The organism is Candidatus Cytomitobacter primus, from assembly GCF_008189405.1.
GTDB lineage: Bacteria > Pseudomonadota > Alphaproteobacteria > CAJXXZ01 > 1604HC > Cytomitobacter > Cytomitobacter primus.
In genome coordinates this window covers 164144-182384 of sequence record NZ_CP043316.1, presented here as the reverse complement: position 1 = coordinate 182384, position 18241 = coordinate 164144, and the positions used below count along the sequence as shown (strand labels likewise).

Annotated in this window: 14 protein-coding genes and 2 tRNA genes; 9 read left to right on the top strand and 7 right to left on the bottom strand. The window is 28.8% G+C overall.

Annotation, left to right across the window (positions count from 1 at the left end; translation table 11 throughout):
• Positions 1–9: 9 nt before the first annotated feature.
• The 4 genes from tssC to FZC34_RS00775 form a co-directional block, all read right to left on the bottom strand.
• A complete protein-coding gene (tssC, locus tag FZC34_RS00790; protein ID WP_148971570.1) occupies positions 10–1980 on the bottom strand; it encodes a type VI secretion system contractile sheath large subunit in 1971 nt (656 codons plus the stop codon).
• A 162-nt stretch (positions 1981–2142) separates the two neighbouring features.
• Positions 2143–2574 (bottom strand): nucleoside deaminase, encoded by a 432-nt coding sequence (locus FZC34_RS00785; RefSeq protein ID WP_148971569.1) that lies wholly within the window; start codon positions 2572–2574, stop codon positions 2143–2145.
• Entirely contained in the window at positions 2571–3791 is a 1221-nt protein-coding gene (locus FZC34_RS00780) for a hypothetical protein (protein ID WP_148971568.1), read from the bottom strand. The genes FZC34_RS00785 and FZC34_RS00780 overlap by 4 nt, the downstream gene beginning before the upstream one ends.
• Before the next feature lie 345 nt (positions 3792–4136).
• Entirely contained in the window at positions 4137–4721 is a 585-nt protein-coding gene (locus tag FZC34_RS00775) for a hypothetical protein (RefSeq protein WP_148971567.1), read from the bottom strand.
• A 595-nt stretch (positions 4722–5316) separates the two neighbouring features.
• Between FZC34_RS00775 and FZC34_RS00770 the strand changes: the two genes are divergently transcribed.
• On the top strand, positions 5317–6309 hold the full coding sequence (locus FZC34_RS00770) for a Ppx/GppA phosphatase family protein (protein ID WP_187440055.1): 993 nt from the start codon (positions 5317–5319) through the stop codon (positions 6307–6309).
• A gap of 129 nt (positions 6310–6438) precedes the next feature.
• Here the strand turns inward: FZC34_RS00770 and FZC34_RS00765 are convergent.
• Positions 6439–6510, bottom strand: a tRNA-Val gene (locus FZC34_RS00765).
• A gap of 306 nt (positions 6511–6816) precedes the next feature.
• Here FZC34_RS00765 and FZC34_RS00760 point away from each other — a divergent pair.
• From FZC34_RS00760 to FZC34_RS00735, 6 genes are all read left to right on the top strand, one after another.
• Positions 6817–6890 (top strand) — tRNA-Lys (locus FZC34_RS00760).
• A 15-nt stretch (positions 6891–6905) separates the two neighbouring features.
• Positions 6906–8165, top strand: a complete 1260-nt coding sequence (locus FZC34_RS00755) for an MFS transporter (RefSeq protein WP_148971565.1) — start codon at positions 6906–6908, stop codon at positions 8163–8165.
• A gap of 909 nt (positions 8166–9074) precedes the next feature.
• Positions 9075–10091: a hypothetical protein gene (locus FZC34_RS00750; protein WP_148971564.1), complete on the top strand. Its 1017-nt coding sequence runs from the start codon at positions 9075–9077 to the stop codon at positions 10089–10091.
• Positions 10092–10234: 143 nt separating this feature from the next.
• Positions 10235–11713 (top strand): TolC family protein, encoded by a 1479-nt coding sequence (locus tag FZC34_RS00745; RefSeq protein WP_148971563.1) that lies wholly within the window; start codon positions 10235–10237, stop codon positions 11711–11713.
• A gap of 101 nt (positions 11714–11814) precedes the next feature.
• On the top strand, positions 11815–13326 hold the full coding sequence (locus FZC34_RS00740) for a leucyl aminopeptidase family protein (RefSeq protein ID WP_148971562.1): 1512 nt from the start codon (positions 11815–11817) through the stop codon (positions 13324–13326).
• A 228-nt stretch (positions 13327–13554) separates the two neighbouring features.
• Positions 13555–14223: an outer membrane beta-barrel protein gene (locus FZC34_RS00735; protein ID WP_148971561.1), complete on the top strand. Its 669-nt coding sequence runs from the start codon at positions 13555–13557 to the stop codon at positions 14221–14223.
• A gap of 742 nt (positions 14224–14965) precedes the next feature.
• On the opposite strand, the gene FZC34_RS00730 is transcribed toward FZC34_RS00735, so the two are convergent.
• A complete protein-coding gene (locus FZC34_RS00730) occupies positions 14966–15691 on the bottom strand; it encodes a prolipoprotein diacylglyceryl transferase (protein ID WP_148971560.1) in 726 nt (241 codons plus the stop codon).
• A 111-nt stretch (positions 15692–15802) separates the two neighbouring features.
• Positions 15803–16345 (bottom strand): CvpA family protein, encoded by a 543-nt coding sequence (locus tag FZC34_RS00725; RefSeq protein WP_148971559.1) that lies wholly within the window; start codon positions 16343–16345, stop codon positions 15803–15805.
• Between the two features lie 294 nt (positions 16346–16639).
• Between FZC34_RS00725 and FZC34_RS00720 the strand changes: the two genes are divergently transcribed.
• Positions 16640–17146, top strand: a complete 507-nt coding sequence (locus FZC34_RS00720; protein WP_148971558.1) for a hypothetical protein — start codon at positions 16640–16642, stop codon at positions 17144–17146.
• Positions 17147–17388: 242 nt separating this feature from the next.
• A complete protein-coding gene (locus FZC34_RS00715; protein WP_148971557.1) occupies positions 17389–18063 on the top strand; it encodes a hypothetical protein in 675 nt (224 codons plus the stop codon).
• Positions 18064–18241 lie beyond the last annotated feature (178 nt).

The window sequence follows — 18241 nt, the reverse complement described above, 5'->3', positions numbered from 1 at the left end:
TTTTACTCCTTATTCCTGTCCTGGTAAAGTAGCTACCAGTCTTAATGAAACTTCTAATTCTTCCAATTGGAAATGAGGTTTCAAGAATATAACTGCTTTGTACGATCCAGGATTACTATCATCTGCAACTACTTCAATTGCTGCTTCTCTAAGAGGATATTTTGCTTTAGTATCTTGTCCACCTTGATCGGATAAGAATACATAATTCGCAATCCAGTTATTCAAGTAAAGCTGCACATCATCTTTAGAAGCAAATGATCCAATTTTATCTCTCATTAACATTTTAATGTAGTGAGCAAATCTGGATACATTAAGCATATATGTTAGCCTTGCTGATAATGCAGCATTTGCAGTAGCAGAATCCATATCATATTCTTTTGGTCTTTGTGTACTTTGTGCACTAAAGAAAACAGCTTTATCTGTACCTTTATTATGACATAAAGATATAAATCCAAGATCACTCAACTCTTTTTCACGCCTATCAGTAATCATAACCTCAGTTGGACACTTCAATGCAATATCACCATAAGATGTTTTAAAAGTATAAGCTGGTAGATTTTCAACAAGTCCACCACCTTCTATACCTCTAATTGCTGCGGTCCATCCATATTGTGCAAAGGCAGTTGTGATTCTTAATGCCATTGCATATGCAGGGTTACCCCAACAGAATTTTGAGTTATCCATTCCATCTACAGCTTCATTATAGTTGAAACCCTTTACTGGAATTGTATCTTCACCATATGGTAATCTTACCAATACTCTTGGCAAGAATAAGTTTACATATCTTGAATCTTCCATATCACGGAAACTATTCCATGCAGTCAATTCTGAGTTTTCAAATATTTTCTTTAAATCTCTTGGGACATGCAACTCATTATAAGAATTCAAATCAAATAGATTAGGATTTGCAGCAGCCAAAAATGGTGTATGTGCTGCAGCTGCTACTTGACTGATTTTTCTAATCAATGAAACATCTGTTGGTTTTTTACCAATGTAGAAATCTCCTAATAAACAAGAATATGGAGAACCACCTAGAGTACCAAACTCTTCTTCATAAATTCTTCTAAATAATACGCTTTGGTCAAACTCTATTGCACGTTCCAGATCTTGTTGTACTTCATCTTTAGTAGCAGCAAATATTCTGATTTTTAGACTTGTACCTGTTTCTGAATTCATTACAACGTAATGCATTCCTCTCCAGGATGCTTCTAATGTTTGGAAATCTTCATGATGCAACACTTCATCCAATTGCAAAGAAATCTTCTCATCAATCTTAGCAATCATATCCATCATATATGGATATAGATGCGCAACTTCTGTTGTTTCTGCTGTCATATTTCTAAATAATGATGCAATCATTTTTCTATATTTTACAATTTCAGTTGAATCTTTATCTTCAGGATCTGGAACAAACAATCCACTATCCTTAATGATCTTATCCATTTCTGCTGATGCTTTTGTAACATCTTTAGACTCTGATACAATTTTAGATGCAATTCCTTTATCAGCTATTGCCTTACCTAACATATCATTCAAATCATTATTAGAATCTAATTTAGTTGCTAAATCTACTAATAACTCATGATCTTCAAGAAATGCATTTAATTCAGGAACTTTTCTCACAATATTAACTGGATTAAAATCATCCATAGTATTGAAAAATAATTCTAAGCCGATATTAGAACCTTCAGCTTTCTTTTTCTTATCATCCTTACTTGCTTCTAACACATTATTAACTGAAAGATTCAATTTTGGATTAATTGACTCCATAACGTGCTCGAAGTTATCTCTGTCTATGACAGTGAATCTTCTATCTTTAAAGTCCACACGCTCCTCTTGATGACCATATAAATCAGAAATGATACCCAAGACAAAAGGAAGTTCTTTTTTCTGAACTGCTCCGCCTGTTTCTACATCGTAAGTTATACGTACACGAGGAGGTCTAACTCTTAATAGTGATTTTTGTATACTTTCTCCCATTTGCAAACCTCTCTTGATTCTATTTAAGATCAATATACTTAAGTTTTCGTCAAAATATTATGCAAAAAACAATAAAAAACAATAATTTTATAATAATAATTAAAAATCTTACAAATATTATTGAATTTTTACTTATATATATTTTAGATTAGTTGTTATTTTTTACCGCTTAGATTTAAAGAAAGAATGCAATATACTTGAACATTCAGTTTCACAAACCCCACCTATAATTTCTATATTATTATCAGTCTTATTAGCTTTATCATGAAATACATTGTTATAAGCTCCATTGTAAGCTCCAAATACAACTTGCTTCATCCGCACTAATTGAATTGCTGCCATGCACATTCTACAAGGTTCTAAAGTGCAAAACAGTATACATTTTTCTAAGAATTTACTATTCAAAACTTTTAGTGCTTGATTAATTGCTATCATCTCTGCATGCAGTAATGGGTTCTGTAATATTTCAACCTTATTACAACTCTCAGCAATAATATCTTCATTATGCACAATTACACATCCAACTGGCACTTCATCAGAGCTTAGCTTAGCAATATTTAGGGCCATATTCATAAAATATCTATAATTATTCATGCTAAACTATATTTATTATTATGTATTAATTCCATAGAAAATGGCAAATCATAAGGCCTACACTGAAATCCACCATATTCAGATGCAAGTGAAAATTTGGATATGTAAAATACCTGATCATCAAATCCTTTATCAACATCTCCACTTTGATAAAAATGATTTGAGCATGTAGCATTCTCCTTTTTATGCGGGCAAGACACTTTATCATTAATCTTCATAAAATTCATTCTTTTATCCAAAGATCCTCCATTAGGCCCATGACTAACCAAAACAAATGCAATTGTATTACATACCTTATAAATCTTCTGAAAATCCTCTTGCTTTCTAACAAAATAATATATGTTTTTTGCTACTTCATTAAAGTATGCCTTGTCTTTATCTGACGATTTCACTAAATCAAAAAGCTTATCTGCAGGCATAGTCATATTAATATGATAATGCATCTTTTCAATTGATTCTGAAACATCATATCCACGATTATTAATAACATGTAGATTTGTTTTAATCCAACATGTTAAATCAGCCAAATCAGCTTTATATTCTATACCAGTATGCTGATAAAAAGTAGAGCGCTTATATATATTTCTTGTGCTTAGTTCAAGCATATTGCGCATCATATGATAGAACTTGACATTATCTGTATGAAATCTTACATCACAGAATCCAGAAATTTGATTTACATGTTTTTTTTCGTATTGTGGCTCATATCTTTCGTAATAATCATGATCAACTAAATCAGTATTATGTTTGATACAAGGGTGATCTTGTGGCAAGTAAATATATCCATCTCTTGGGCCTAATATAATATTCATTGCATATGTAAAATAATTACCATTACCATCTTTCACATCTTTTTCTTGTAAATCTAATGTAAGAAACGGCACAATTCCTACCCCTAATTTACTTGGGTTTGTATATGGTATATTATCGGAATTTTGCTTATTAATATCTAACATTTCTTTCATATCACTTAACTTAAAACTTGAACTACCATAAGGATCATCACAGCTATGAGTACAGTTTTGTCCACACTTTCTATTTTTATCATATCCATAAATATACTTATTACACCCATGATAAGGAAATGGCAGGTATCCATTTATAGCAACAAAGCGCCCTATTGCCCTATATATCTTTTCAACATTATTTTTTGTCACCCTATCTCTGTGTGCTTTTATCATACTATTGCTTGTTTTAACTAAAACAGTCGATAACATAGAAAATACTATTAACACAAAAATAACTTCTACCAAACTAAACGCATATAACTTTAGTTTTAGAACCTTAGATTTTATAATTTTTAGCTTTCGAATATATATAATATAGGAGCCCTGCATATAAAACTTTTTAGTTTTATTTCTAATATAGAGTTTTATGACCTTAAGAGCCATTACAATGAATTTGAATATTGTATCTAATTTTATAAATAGCTTTGGGATTTGTGTTTTATACTTCATTCCACATAATTCTATTTTGCGTTTTAGTTTTATTATTTGATATTTTATCATCCCTAATACATTCATTGTATAATAAAATTAACCTTACCCTTAATACCTTCTCAATTAATGTTCTTTTGTTTTAAAGATAATCATGTACCTGTCTTGAGAGTCCGCAAATAAACTTTGCAATACAATGCAATTGCCTCCTAATTTAGTAACAATTTCATATTCTTCTTCATCTAGATCAAGGTATTCAATCATTAACAACACTTGCTTTCCTGTTAACACTCCTTTATTACAAAAATCATTCGCAGATCCTACTATAATATTAAAAAATCCTTTACTATATTGAACATGGTAAGATCCACCCAATGGAGATTGTCTATCACTGTTTATACTGCTTTTAATCAATCCAGATTTATGAAGATTCTTCCAAAGTACTTTTTGTAGATCCTGATTGGGACCTGCATTACTACTACCAACAACTGTATTTACATTAAACCTATTAGATATACAAGGATGCTGAGCATATTCAATTTTAAAAGATTCTATAGCCGTCAAACACAATCTCATTTCAGATGCAGCTCTATAAACACGAGCTTTCTCTACTAATTGCATTCCTTTCATACCACCAAACATAAGTAAACTAGCAATAATAAGCACGAAACTAATTTCTAACAAACTGAATGCTTTAAATGAACATTTCATAAACTATACTCTAGCATGTACCAAATAATTATAAAAGATTCGCTAAAATATAACAGCACATGTTTTATTCTTAATCATAATTAGCTCTTTTCTAAAAAGATCTATTAAGAGATCTCCTAAATAGATTTTTCTCCTAATTATTCTATTTTGTTAGTATTTTTTATCAACTGCTCTTTTTCTAATCACCCTTCTTTTAGTAATATATTTATCAGCACTAATGGTTAACACTGTCTTATAGTTTTTATAAAAACTAAAATCTAAAATCACCATGAACAATTTCCTCCAATTAAGCTTTTATTCTACTGACTTAAAGTAAATTTTGCATTTCATATATTAAAAATCATCATATATAATCAAAAATCACATTTAATTTCACCCGTATTACATGGAAGTTTAAATTTATGATAATATTGAATTAAATAAATATATAAAAATCAAATAATATAACACCGAAAGAATCAGTGGATTTAATCAAACAAATACTAATCCACGAAACACTTAATAAAAAGCTATAATTTCTTATATAACAAATAATTGCATGTATAGATTATGTATTTATTATAAAATGGAAAAGTATGTTAAAATTTGTGTAATAATGAAATTTAATTACAATAATAAAGTTGCATGTATAGATTTAGGATCAAATTTATGTAGAATGTTAATCGGATTTGCAAATAAAAACAAAACATCTGGATTTTCTATATTAAAATCTATGGCAAATGCTGTAAGACTAGGGGATAAAGTATATAAAACTGGATTAATTCAAGAAGAATCTATTAATAGAACTGTATCATTTTTACAAAAATGTTCTCAGATTGCAAAGCAATATGAAGTAAAAAAGATAGAATGTGTAGTTACTGCTGCATGTAGGCTTGCATCTAATAAGAACCATTTTATCAAAAGAATCAAAGATGAGACTGGCCTAAACTTTAGAATGATTGATCCAGATGAAGAGATATATTTATCTTCATTAGGATGTATAGAAATAATACCATATAAATATTCTTATGTAATTGATATGGGTGGATGCAGTACAGAAATAGCATTGTGTTTAAAACACAACAATTCTATTTATTTAAAAGAATGGATTTCCTTACCTATAGGTATTTTGAAATTTCTTGAAAATGATAGCATGTATTCAATGGATCAAGATAGTGAAAACATCATCAAACAATTTACTAAGAGATGCATCAAATATCATTTAAAACACAAAGAAAACATCCCTATGATCATCGCTAAATCTGGAATCATGAGTACACTAGCAAACCATATTCACTCTTTAAAAGATATAGATATTAAGATTCTTCATGGTAAGATTCTTTCTGTTCCACAAGTTAAACAAGCTTTTAAAGAAATCGTCAGTGATATAGAAAAAAATGAAAATACCAATCAAAAAGATATTTCAACAAGAGGAAGTGCAATGTTTATGGATAGGACAATGTCATTCATTCCTAATATTTCTGTAATAATCATGTCAAATGCTGGATTGAGAGATGGGCTTCTATCAAGATCATGCGCTAATAGCCGATATAGAATGTCAAACAATAAAGGATTGCAGCATACACACAATAACACTAAATCAGCGTAGCAAATAATATGGCAAATCAATAAAAAAATACTTGATAAACTAATAATCAGTAAATAGATCAGTAAGTATTTTGAATCAAAATATAAATTTCTCTGAATATAACACGATATAATATCGCATGAATTTAAATGAGTGCAATAGGGTTTGAACCTACGACCTCTACGATGTCAACGTAGCGCTCTACCGCTGAGCTATACACTCTCTGGAAAATTCTAACAAATTATATGATTTTGTAAATACTACATTAATATCTTTGTAAACATTTTCCCGATTATCTTCTTTGCTGAACTCAATTATATTTCAATCATTCATACTAAGTTTATTCAGAAACTTACATAGCCTTATTAAATTTAATTAATATAACTATTCTAATAATAATTAGCATAAAACATTTGCATATATTGTATGATCTAATTTACAATTTAATTTACATATATTGCATAAGCATTGAAATATATCGCATAAGCTATTTGAATATCAATTATTTTATGCTACTTTTTACATCAGGGGCGCTTAGCTCAGTCCGGTAGAGCATCTGACTCTTAATCAGCTGGTCGTAGGTTCGATTCCTACAGCGCCTGTGTTAACATATAATGATGAAATTATTTTACAAGAAGAATTCTAAATCTTCCATTTTTACTTATTTAGGAACTTTATTAGAATATTACGATTACATACTTTTTATGGAATTTGCACATTTCATATCGAAAATATTCTTCCCAGAAAATATGAATTCTATTTTCTATATTTTTGCACTTGGATATGCATCAAGATTTATAGGAATTTTTATAATCAGCCTTTTAAGTAATCAAAAAGAGCAAATATTAAAAATATCTGTGCTATTAATGTCAGTATCTACATTAGTGATTGCATTAATGCCATCGTATTCGTCAATCGGAATCACAGCAACATGCTTGCTAATTGGATTAAGATTTCTGCAAAGTGTATCATATGCTGTAGAATTTCCTTCAGCAATTAAAATTGCATCTGATAATGATGAAAACCAAAACTCAAAAATTGGAATGGTAATTTCTAGCACAACTGTTGGAGCCATATTAGCTAGCTTATCATCATGGACATTATTATATTTTTGTTCAAAAGAGCAAATCTTATCTTATTATTGGCGAATTCCTTTTATGATTTCTGGATTGTTTGGTTTGCTACTATTTAGAATGCGATCATTCAACACAAATAAAATAACTCAAGTACAACGTAGCATTACAGAATTTAGTATCATATCAAGCTTCAAGCCAATAGTTAATTCAGTATTGATAATGGTATTTACTAGCTTCTTAATCGTGAATTACCTATATTTCCCTCAATTCTTTGCAAAGCATGGATATACAGATTTATATTTTATACATAAGTATAAGTTAATCATGCTATGCTCTTCAATTTTGTTTGTAACTGTGATTGGCAAAATATTAGATAGAATGGATAAAAAAAGAAAGATAAATGCTATAAGTAATGAAAATTTTAATCAACCTATAAATAATGATGATTTAAATAATCTCACATCAAACAACTTTGTATACAATACTAATATATTATACATATATAGGATTTTTATAATTGTATGGACAGGTCTGGTTTTATTATCTATGACCAATAAAATTGGCATTGTCCTATTAATGCTGTTCTCCCAACTTAGCATTGCCTTTGGGATGCATTATGGATTAAAAAACATGGTTAAGCAGTGTGGTGAAAATATTATAGCATCAATTATTGCATATAATTTAAGCATGTTCTTAGGCTCATTGATTGTATCTTTTGCTACAAATTGGGCATACATGGTTATTATTCCACTAGCACTATCTTCTGTATTTACATTCAGGTTATACAAAAATCAAAGATAGTAAACAAACATCCTGATTTGCAAAGCATTTTTATTTTTATTATAAGTTTTTTTATTATAAGTAAGATATTCTCTCTTCTACTACTATAAGTAAGATATATTCTCTTCCAATTTTATATGTAATTATATAAACATGTTTTCCAGTCTGAGCATTTTTGAGCATTTTTGCCTATTCAGGCATACTTATATTTCCATATTGCCTATATTTGGAATTCAAATACTGCTGTACAAAATATTAACCAAAAACAGTTCATTTTCATCATTTGCATTTATATTATTTGGCTTTATATCTTACCTATTTTTTAGCATTCAATCTATTTTATTATCATTTATATTATGGGAATTTATTACATGGGTTTCATATATATTGCTCAAAACAGAGCATAATCAATCTCAGACAAGAACAATCTTATTAAATAATATTATCGGAGGGCTTACATTCGCATGGGCAGCATGCATTTTAATGCAAAAATGCACTTTATGGATAGACTTGCAGCATGCACAATTTACTCATAATGAAATATTACAAATAACAATTGCATTATGCATTACAATTCTTACTAAATCATCGCAATTTCCATTCTCATGGCTTATGTTAACTGAAAAATCTTCATCTCTAGTAAGTGCGTATTTGCATTCTTCAACAATTGTACAGATGGGACTATATCTAATATTACAAATTCATAATTCACAAATAGACAATACCTTACTCTATTATATATTAAGCATCTCTTGTTTTATTACATTATTAAAATCATGCTTTTATTTCCGAACTAGTAATTTAAAAATATTGGTGTCACTAACTTCACAAATGCACGTATCATTATGTATATTAACAGCACTATACAACCATTCAGATCTGCATTCACTAAAATATATCATATTTGCACATGCATTATATAAATCATTTATGTTTGTATTTTGTGATGAAATATTCAAGGAAAATGGCAATTATAATATAGAAAATATTAAAACATTATCATATTCTTCTTTTGCATTATTATTTTTATGCATAATTCCAATGTGTGGAATTCCCGGCTTTGAAATCACTTATATGTATGGGAAAGTACATTTGATTTCTAGCATACTTGTAAAATCTACAAATATTTTATTATTCTTCAAATTATTCAAGCAAATGCATCAAACACAATTCACAAAATTACAAATAAAACATATTATATTCTTCCCATGTATTATATTTTTATTGCCATCCACTATCACCATAATTAAAATATGCTATTTGATACTATATATCTTAATTGCACTATTACTTCATGCAATATTACAACAATACAGATTATGTAAGAATTTCAATTTCACAAATATTATTGGCTATATCAGGAAAATTCCAGCTCCTCAAAGTATGCAAAATGTTAAAAAAACTATATATATATATTTATTATTGTTTGGCATTTTAAATATAGCAATCTTTAACCCACAATTCTTATATAATTTACTTGCTCATTTTAAATTTAATTATAATGAAATGCACTTTCTGTTTTTACTTCTATTTGGATGCTTCCTACTTCTATACAAAGGACTTCCATCCAAATTAGCAGGATTATTATTAATTAGTATTTATATGACGAATGAGTACATTAAATTTGGAGGTGTTGATATTGCTGTTACAAATATTATTGTAGATATAATTATAACTTACCTTATCATCAAATCAAAAATAAATTTCAATGTAAATAAGCAAAGCATTCCCGGATCCATATTTTCATTTTTACACTCTATGTTACTAGCAATATGTTTGATTTCATGTTTCAAAATACCTTCCAAAATTGTACAGTACCCTGCAAATACTACTGTAAATGATATTGTTGTACATTATAGAGTTCTAGATACATTAGGAGAAACTTTAACATTATTAGTTATAGCTTACGCTATACAATTAATTTCAAATCGTAAAAAACATCACTAATTCAAACTATAAAACACATATAAATATTCATAAAAAAACAAATATTCATAATGCATGAAAAATAGATTAATAACACCTTAAAAACAATATAGAATTTTTACGATCTAATAGATCTTTGGAATGAAATATGTGAGAATTGAGCCATGTCTATAAAATATATTTCCAATGGTATTCTTGCACTGACATTGTGTGCTTCATCATCACTAATTGCAAACAAAAGCAACAATAATAATAAAATCAATGCTTATAAAGCCAAAAACAAGCAATATAATAATAAAGAACTAAATTTCATTTCATCAGGTGATATATCAGCAATTGAAGAATGGGCTTCTCAAGTTATTCAATCTGATAATTACGTCAAATATATTAGAGCTCAATTGTCAGCATCAAAAGCTAAGAATGCCTCATCCATTCTGTCATTCTTACCTTCTATTGACTCACAGCTTACGACCCAACATAAGTTTATGTACGATGGAAAAAGCATCCCAAATAATAAGTTCCGAGCAAAGTGGCACAATAAACAGGTTCAAGTTCATCTATTAAAAATTAAAAATTCAATCATCACTGATATTGCTGCTGCAAATATTAAATCAAAAGCTGATTTAGAGGAATATTGGTCAAATTGGTCAAAATTTTGCTTAGAAGAAGTAGTTGAAACATTAATAGACTGGATTTGCCAAAAAGCCACTGTAAACTTAAAAAACCGAATTGTTCAATCTAGGAGACACTTAGTCAAACAAATCAAAGCTAGGATCCAAACTGGTACAATGAATATTTCTGATTTGCATACTGCTGAAGCTGAATTATCAAACAGTGAAATCGAATTATTTGTTAATCAAAATCAAGAAAAAGTACTAAGGCATAAATTAGAGGTATTGTCTCCAGGCACAAAGCTACCTGAACAAGTTGGATCTATCCCTCATTATGGAAATTGGGATACAAATAAAACTAAAATATTATTTGGATCTCATGATTTGAAAAAAGAATATTACTCTAAAAAGCATATAATTGCTTCTTCTGGATCTGGGATTATGAACATGCTCCCTAGCTTTAACTTAGACACAACATATTCAAGAAAATCTGGTGAATACAGCGCTACGCATGGTAGGACTGGAGCGAAATGGCAAGGATCTATAGATTTATCTTTAACTCACCACTTAGGGTTAGATAGCATGTCAAAAATGATAGAAGGTGGTCAAAATATTAATGCAGCTAAATTGAAATATTTAGAGAGTGTAAGAAAAACTATTACTGCTGGTTATAATGTGTTTGCAAATTTGGAAAATAGTAAAAAAGAATTACAAATGCATAACAAATCCTTAAATCACCATGAAGCAGCTTTGAAATCCAAGAAATCCTTATTCCTTAATGACATTGATTTAGCAGGCAAACGAAGAATTTCTATAGATGATGTAATTATGGCAGAGAATAGCGTTCTTTATGCATATACAAGAACAATTGATGCATACCAAAAAACCACCAAAGGATATTTTAAACTAATGCATATGAGAGGTGAATTAGCAAATAGGATTGGAAATAGAAAAGTAATTAATAAAAGTTTTGAAAAAAGCGTATATCAAGCTAGACAAAAAGTAGAGCAAAATACAAATCATTATCACTAAATCAAACAATCTGTTCAGATGCACAACACTTCAAGGAATAAACATAATTTGACTAAATTTTTAAAATCGTCAAAATAGAAATAATCAAAGAAAGCAGTTACATGACAAATACTTTTATTTTCAAAAATTTTACATTTCGATTAAGCAATCAATTAGCTCAACAATCAGATCAAAATCATACAATATTAAAAATCATACAATCTGATAATGTAGAGAAAATTTATAATAATGAAACAGAAATTAAATATTTCACTAAAAAGCCAAATGATATTCTACTTGGAATTGAGATAGGGAAATATATACAAAGCATACAAAATAGCATAGGGACAAATAATCATATAAATAATGGATTAAATAATACAAATAAATTAACCATTGATTGTAGTCATATCAATAAATATGATTTATTAAAATTCTACGAAGGATTGCTTATAGGAATTTGGGAATATTCCGGGCATAAAACCAATCAAAAGCCTAAAAATAAAATTTCTATAGATATATACTTTAAAGACAGTGTTAATACAAACACTCCTCACACAGAAGATCTTCAAGAAAATATGCATGAAGAAATACAAAAAATTAATAATCTAATCGATTCTACATTCTTAACTAGAGAATTAGTTGAAATGCCAAGCAACTTACTAACACCAAGCAAATTAGCTGAATACGCAAAAAACATACCAGGAATTAAAGTTACTATAGAAAAAGTTACTGAAGGAGGTATTTGGGAAGTAGGAAAAGGAAGTAGTGAACCTCCCCTTTTGATAACATGTGAATGGGATGGGACTTCATATAATAACAGCAATATAGAAGGCTCCAATCCTCCTGAACAAATCATAAATAATTCTGCTGCTTCAAATTCTTCAAATCCAAATAATAAACATAATCCAATTGTATTAGTTGGTAAGGGCGTAACATTTGATTCTGGTGGATTATCACTAAAACCACCTAGAAGTATGGAAGATATGAAAGTTGATATGGGTGGAGCTGCCACTGTATTAGGAATAATGAAAGCTGCTGCTTCAAATAAATTAAAACAAAAATTAATAGCCATTATTCCTTGTGTAGAAAACATGCCTTCAGGAAATGCACTTAAACCAGGGGATGTAATCACTTCTTTATCTGGGAAAACAATAGAAGTACTTAATACTGATGCAGAAGGACGCTTAATCCTGGCAGATGCACTGTATATTGCGCAAACACGATATAAAGCAAGTAAAATTATAGATTTTGCAACTTTAACTGGTGCAGTTGTTGTTGCACTTGGAGAATTATATGGTGGTTTGTTTTCAAATGATACAGAACTCTCTAATCAATTGATCGAATCAGGAGATCAAACTCACGAACCTGTTTGTAGGTTACCATTAAATGATAAGTATGATGAATTAATGAATTGCCATATTGCTGATATGTGTAATATTGCAAAACCAGGTGCTGGTGCTGGAAGTATCACTGCTGCACAATTCTTACAAAGATTTATAGATAAAAAAACCAAATGGGCACACATCGATATTGCGGGGGTTGCACATACATCTAGAAATTCTATGCTTAATATCAATAAGTCGACTGGGTTTGGTGTAAGATTAGTATGCAATTACTTAAGCAAAATTTAATTTTTCCATTTTCCCACCTCCAATATACTTATTATTAAGTAATTTTCATGCATTTTTCGATAATTTTTAATGAATTAATTGAGCAGTTTAAATGGTAGCGTTTAGAAAAATATGTAAATAAGCTCATTTTTTCACAATTTATTACAATTTTTTTGCTTTTTCCTATTTTAATCTAAGATATTTTCTTGTATGATGAGTATGTTCTTTTCGAAAGGGGAATTAAATATAATGAATAACAAATTCTTATTCTTAGCGCTATTGTCACTTTCCAGTCATGTGTCAGCTAAAGTTACTGCTTCAGTTGTTGCTGGTGGTGTAGTTAGAAAAACAAATGTAGAAATCTCAGGTAGTATTAAAGATGCTGCAGACGCAAACAAAGATGTATCATTCGGTGGTGAATTCAAAAAAGATGGAAATGCTTCTTACTTTGCAGGTAGAGCAACAGCTAATCTATTCATGAACAAGTTCGGAATTAAAGTTTCTGCTGACTTGGGTTCTGACAAGAAAAATCATAAAAATGATGCTGATAAAGTATTATTTACTTCAAAGTCTAACTTTGGTTTCAATGCTGGACCAGCTGTTCAATACAAATTGAATGACAAAATTTCTGTACATGCTGCAGCTTTGTTTGCTTACAGAAACATCAAAATCTCAGCTACATCAGATTCTATTATCAATGCTGCTGATGCTGATAAAAAGCATTACATGGGATTCGGTGGAAACTTAGGTCTGAACTACCATTTCAACGCAAGACTATTCGTATCTGGTGAGTTCAATGTTGATTACATCATGAAGAAAGAAAATTCATTTAAAAATGATGCTAAAACTAAATTCGATGCTAAAAAATCTGTTGAGTTTAATGGAAGCTTAGGTTTGGGAGTTAACATCTTAGGTTAATTTATTAACTTAATTTGTAACTTACTTAACTTTAAATTTTCTTAGTTAAATTTTCATCCTAACAATTTTGTTTTTCAAACTGGGTTGTTGGGATTTTTTTATGTAATTATTAATTATCACTATACAATATATAATTTGTGAACACAATTATTTTATTGCTATGTGATTATTTTCTTAGTTAAATTTTCATCCTAACAATTTTGTTTTTCAAACTGGGTTGTTGGGATTTTTTTATGTAATTATTAATTATCACTATACAATATATAATTTGTGAACACAATTATTTTATTGCTATGTGATTATATTCCATTTCGAATTATTACTTATTTTATTACTCTTGTTTATGCATACATTTATTGTGTATTATATTCTACTTTTATGGATAGTTTTATTTTTGGTAAGAAAGCATAATCACCTAATTAAATAACTACTTGATAATGAACCTTAATAAAACTTTTTTTAACTTATATAAATCTGTTTTAATCTAATATTCATAATAATACATTGTTCAATATAAAAGCTAACAGTCAATTGATTTTTTTCTTATCAAACATTAAATACAATTTCAGCAAAATAATTAATCGACTATAAAAATCTATATAATGTATATGCGACATATTCCAAAACTAATATCATAAATATATTGTATAAATAGTATAGTTTTTCTGCACAAACAACATAAGTACTTTTCTCCTCTGTAACTTAAGCTATATATAACCAAAATTAATTTATATAGTACTGTCTAATCTGTAGATAGTTTTGATTTATAATGATGCATAATCACAGCAAATATAATCATCATAATGGAAAATACCTGCCCATACGTTAAACAGTAAAACATAGATGATTCTACTGCTCTGAAATAATCTAATACTAATCGTATAACCCCGTATGAAATGAAAAATAAATTGCTCTCTGTAATGCTATTCAGTCTTAAGTTATTTTTAAAATTAATTAGAAAATACAAAATAACTCCCTCAAATAATATGCTGTATAAAATCACAGGATGATGAAAAATGATATTCTGAGCATTATCATATAGCACTTTGCCAGGAATTTCATTATTGATCCAATTTGCAACTCTTCCAAAAAACAATGCTATTGGCATATAGCAAGCCAAAGTATTTAACATATCAATTATCTTAATTTTATATAATTTAGACTTAAAATATAGAAAACTAATCCCACCTATAAACCCACCATAAGCAGCCATTCCACCATTCCATATTGCAATTGCCTCCATTACATTTAATAACTTGCTAGGCTCATATAGCATGATATACCCTAACCTTCCACCTATAATCATTCCTAAAAATGCAAAAGACAATGCTTTTTCTATATGTTTTGCACTATATATATATGACAATCTGCGTATTGTTAAGTAATTAACAATTAAAAACGAAGTAAAATATGCTATTCCATACCAATGTACTTTGATAGAAAAGACTGTAAAAGCTACTGGATCCATACCTATATTGTATATATATCATGAATTTCCACAACAATCATATTACAATCAAATATATTCAGTGATAGTGTAATTATGAATATAACAATTATGATTTAATGCCATTTATATTTAATTCTGTTTTGTAAAACAACATATTAATTTATCAAAACAAGTGCCTATAAAATCATAAGCATTCATAAGCATATTATTAATATATTTAGCAATTACATGGCTTGAAGATACCCATTTATATACAATGGATTTTTCTATATATTGAGTAAAATCTGGATAAAACTCATCAGATATTTTAATAAACAAAACCACTAATATAAAAATTTTTATTAACCCTAATATTATTCCTAAAAATCTATCTAAACTTCGGAAATGACTTTTGCCAATCATATTGCTCAGTTTGGATGAGATACCTAGCAGTATATAACCTACAATTAGAAATATTATAATTGGAACACCAAAAACAGATGAATAATATGCCACGCTCCCTAATTTATTCCCCAACATACAAAATTTCAACATTGCAAATACAGAAACAGCTATTGATATCCCAATTGAAAGTATTTTTGTTATTTCTCCGAAAAATCCTCTTATCAACCCTGATACAACAAAGTAAGATGTTGCAACCAACACGATAAAATCAAAAGATTTATAATACATTTTTTCACCCTCTTTGAATTTATTATAATTCTAACAGTATAATGTTAACATCAAGTTAATGAAAATTATATCCTATAATTTACACATACCTATATATTATATATAATCGAAGGCATGAACCATGTGATAGCCATCTCATCAATAATATATTTATTCAGTTACTATAGCATTAATTCTGATTCTGATTACAGTTCTCATTCTCTATCAGATCGAGTTTGCTGCACATTTGGAATTGGATTGTATGGACTAACACATCCTAAACAATTTTTCGATTCTCCACAAAGTCATATACAAATGAGGAAAAGGGTAAATACAATATGCAATAATGTGCATCTTTCTCTTGGAAGTATTATAATGGCTACCAAACATATTGGATATTATATTGAATCTAATATACACAATCAAAAAAGAGAGATTATACAAAAAAATACTCCAACTAATATAGCATTTTTAAAATCATTTATCTGCATATCTCATGGATTGTTTCTTAAGCACAATATAAAACACAACTTGTTCATATATACAAAGCTATCCTTATCATTCAAGAAATATGAAATGAAAGTGTTGAAAGGATACGATCATAATAATATATCAAATTCTGCTTTCTGCACAAATGGGTTTGGCGCTGCTTTAGGAGTACATTACAAAAAAAATAGGAAATGTGGAATCTTCTGGGAAGTGCAAATGAAGAAATTTATCCCTTTAGAATGGGATAGAGAAGAAAATAGTAGAATCACACCTCCAAAAGAGTTTTCAACAAGTATAGGGTTTATAGTAAATATGCTTAAGAAACACAATTGATCTCATACTTGAGTTACATACACTATTTATACTACATGAGCTGCAATTTATTATATTTTTACCTACATTAGGCACATACACCACATGAACATACCCGAAATACATAAACCATTAACTTCTGAATAGCATGAATTATACTTCCATAAGATTAATCTCTACCTGCTAAAAATAATTGAGATTATACATAAATTCTATGCTTTATATTTAATATCATATTAACTTTTATTGCATAGTGTACATTCATGAATAATAAAAAAATAGCAATTGCAGTAATGGTTTGCGCATTATTTAATCACAGCAAAACAAATACTGCTACATGTACAGGTAAATATGATCGTGCATATTTGAAGGTAGGAGTTGGAGCACAAGGACTTACAGATTTGAAAGTATCAGCACTAGGACAAAAAGCAATTATATCAATGAAAAATCATAAAGATGCATTCATGAGCAATATGCATATGTCATTAGAAGGTGTTATAATGGCCAATAAAAACATTGGTGGATGTATTGGTGTAGATGTTCATGACCAATATAAAGATCTAACCATGACAGATGATGCTAGCAACACTTCTTCTAAGAGCCAGTTTCAATTAAAATCATTCATAGATTTATCTATGGGGTTATTTTTAAGATTTCATATAAAAAATAACTTATCTGCATATGGAAAGTTATTTTCAAATCTCAAAAGGTATAACGGTTACACGAAGCATAGTAATATAAAGGGTATTTGGACAAATGGTTTTGGATCAGCTTTAGGATTACATTATAGAAAAAATGACATATTTGGTATGTTTTGTGAAGCAAAAATAAAATACTATACAAATATCTCCTTAAAAACTGGTAGTGCAATAATATCGATCACACCACCAAAAGAATTTGGAGCAAGTGTTGGATTCACCGTTAATTTAATGAAATAAGGTATAAATTAAGTGCAGTATCACCAAAATTTATACAACCACTTAGTAGAAAGTTTTATTCAAATATACAAACCATATGTATGCATATACACAAACTACAGGAAATAAATCGTAGCATAATTTATTAATATCAGAAATTTATGAAAATTAGAAAATCTATACTTTCTTGTAATAAGTG